The 2,708-nt window shown below is 40.8% G+C and carries 2 protein-coding genes and 1 pseudogene; 2 read left to right on the top strand and 1 reads right to left on the bottom strand.

The genetic code is table 11. The features are described 5' to 3' along the window. Positions 1 to 170: 170 nt before the first annotated feature. Together QT994_RS27405 and QT994_RS27400 are read left to right on the top strand one after the other, a co-directional pair. A pseudogene (locus tag QT994_RS27405) lies at positions 171 to 1,249 on the top strand (ISKra4 family transposase). A 184-nt stretch (positions 1,250 to 1,433) separates the two neighbouring features. Beyond that, positions 1,434 to 1,688: a hypothetical protein gene (locus QT994_RS27400; RefSeq protein WP_333180244.1), complete on the top strand. Its 255-nt coding sequence runs from the start codon at positions 1,434 to 1,436 to the stop codon at positions 1,686 to 1,688. Positions 1,689 to 1,874: 186 nt separating this feature from the next. Here the strand turns inward: QT994_RS27400 and QT994_RS27390 are convergent, their stop codons facing one another. Then, positions 1,875 to 2,369, bottom strand: coding sequence for a hypothetical protein (locus QT994_RS27390; RefSeq protein ID WP_333180241.1), 495 nt, complete (start codon positions 2,367 to 2,369; stop codon positions 1,875 to 1,877). Positions 2,370 to 2,708: the final 339 nt, after the last annotated feature.

Genomic DNA, 2,708 nt, shown 5'->3' with positions numbered 1-2,708 from the left:
TTTAACAATGTATGAAGAGGAGTACAAGTAAACATGTTGTAAATCAACTTCTTCGTGCTGTCAGAAAAATGCTATGGGAGCATAACACTTATGCGATAAGTAGAAATACTCAGGAATACCCTACCCCTCATTAGTCCATAATTAAATATGTTTACCACTCTCGCAAAATTATGAATCCAGAGAAACAAAGAAAGCTGCAAGAATATACCAGAGCAATTGCTGAGATTTTATATACAGAAGCTGAATCTGAACAACAGTTGACGCTCGAAAGTATAGAAAAAACTATTCAGACACAGCTTCAGCAGTATGTCAGTCCCGAAATTGCCGCTTTTTTTTCAGCAATCAACAGGAACAACTTCCGGCAGAACCAGAAAACTTACCAGTACATTAGGGATACTAAAAATTAGTGAAAAACAAGCTAAAATACTCGGAGTTAAGCCCTGCACAAGAATTAGTCCACATTTAGAACAATGTTGTCTGAGATTAAGTGCCAATATGTCATACGAGCAAACGGCAGTAGATTTAGAATACATCACCGGTGTCCAAACCAATGCCATGTCACAACGCCTGATTAGTCCATCGGCCAGAGTTTCAGTTGCCGATAGTCACAGAACTAATTGAAGAATTATGTGTAGATGGAGGAAAAGTTAGATTAAGAACGGCACAGGGACTAGAATGTATCTACAAAGACTATAAAGCAATGCACACCAACAGCGGATTAATCGCGGTTTATCAAGATAATATTGGGCTGATTAATTGGGTCAACAGTCAACCCATCGCTAAGATTGTAACCTGTCTGGGAGATGGACATGATGGAATTTGGAATATTATCGCTTTAGTTGCCCCAAATCGACAACGCCGAGAAATCCTTGACTGGTATCATCTGATTGAAAATCTGAATAAGGTTGGCGGCTCACAACGAAGAATCAATGAAGCCGAAGCTTATTTATGGATGGGACAGGTAGAAAAAGCGAAACAACTTTTTGCAAATCTGACAAAAAAAGCCGCACATAATTTCTGCGTCTATCTCCACAAACACCGAACACGCATCGTTAATTACCACTATTATCAGTCAAATAAGATTTGTTCGATTGGCTCGGGTGCTGTGGAATCAGCAATCAAACAAATTGGTCGTCGTATCAAAATTTCTGGCGCACAATGGAATGAGCAAAATGTCCCGCAAGTCTTGGCTCATCGAGTAGCTTACTTAAATGGAATGATTGGTGTCAATCTCAAAGCAGCAGCTTAAATTATCATCAGTATTTATACTGAGCACATAACTGTTATGCTCCCAAATGCTATTATGTGTGCTATCGCTTTCGCGTGGCTTTACTGAACCATATAATTAGAGTTCATTCGATCGTGTGTTCTCTGTTTGACCCTCATGAATGAGTGTCAGTAACATCATACCTCATATTTCTGAGAAAGGCTATATGTTGCAAGATTCATCATCCAACCAAACATCGCCGAATGTTTTAACCAACCAAACCTTTGAGGGCGATCGCGAAGCAGTCCGTCACGTCATCATCGGTTCGCCGCTGGGGGTACGGCGAACTATCCACCAAATGCACGCATTGCGCTACGAAGAAGCTGTTCGTTGGACTCATCCGATCGCCATTCCCGACAATCGCATCATTATTACACCCGAACAGGGAGAAATCATGGGGAGCATCCCGCTTTTTAACTAAGCAGAAATACCTAGCTTGATGTCGTTATTTAAATACGCACATCTCAGTCTTAAAATTTGAGGCACATTTTTTTCCTTCCACTGTGCACCTACAATCTTAATTCTTGCTCCAATTTGTTTAATTAAAGACTCTACAGCTCCCGAACCAATGTCAATACCCTGATGCAAGATACAGCAATTTCCAGGTTCATGGAGTACGGTTGCAAGGGTTTGTCAACCATTTTGGTAAGTGTTTGGGAGTAAGGTGTACTCTATTTCCCTGGAATCTGCTGTAATTCTGGTAATCTGGGATTCTTGACTGATGTTTTCGCAGATATTTCTGGAACTTTTCACTTTCTTTACTCGTAACCCCTACAAATTCGGCTATAGCTTCTACTGTTGACCCTTGCCACAGTTGATTCTGCGCTCTCCTCAGTCGTTTGAGCGAACCTCTTACCCTATGTAAATTTTCTATCAAATGATACCAATCTAGTACCTCTCTTCTTTGCTCTATAGTCCCAATTTGATTAAACAGATTCCACACTCCATCATGACCATCTCCCAAGCAGGTTATCGCTTCACTTTGAGGTTGGCTATTTACCCATGCCACTAAATCTGGATTATTTTGGAAAAAAGCTGCCCCTACAAAGGCGATGTACCTTAACTGCCTTATAGTTCCTCCAGATACTTTCTTCTCCTTCATGAGTTCTCAGTCTGACATTTCCTCCGTCTATACTCAATGCTTCTACTTGTTTGGTAGCTTGAGCCGAGGAGAATTCGTAACGCTCTAATAGTCGATGTTGTGTACTGTGCGGTACATAAATCCCTGTCAACATTTTGAGGTCTCTCTCGGCATTGGCAAAAGATTCATTTCCCACTAATAATAAACAACATTTTTCCAAATTAGGACTCAGGCGACTTCCCTTCTTTACTCCCAACCTTTGGGCTTGTTTACTCGATAGAGTGGGTGCATCTCACTTTGGCGAATATGTCGCAAAAGGGTTAAAATGGAAAAGCTAGTAAAATTGCCAAAAAATATGAG

Source organism: Microcoleus sp. S13_B4 (assembly GCF_036700885.1).
Classification (GTDB): Bacteria; Cyanobacteriota; Cyanobacteriia; order Cyanobacteriales; family Microcoleaceae; genus Microcoleus.
Note: the sequence above shows the minus strand (reverse complement) of the source record. Positions and strands in the feature narration are given on the sequence as shown.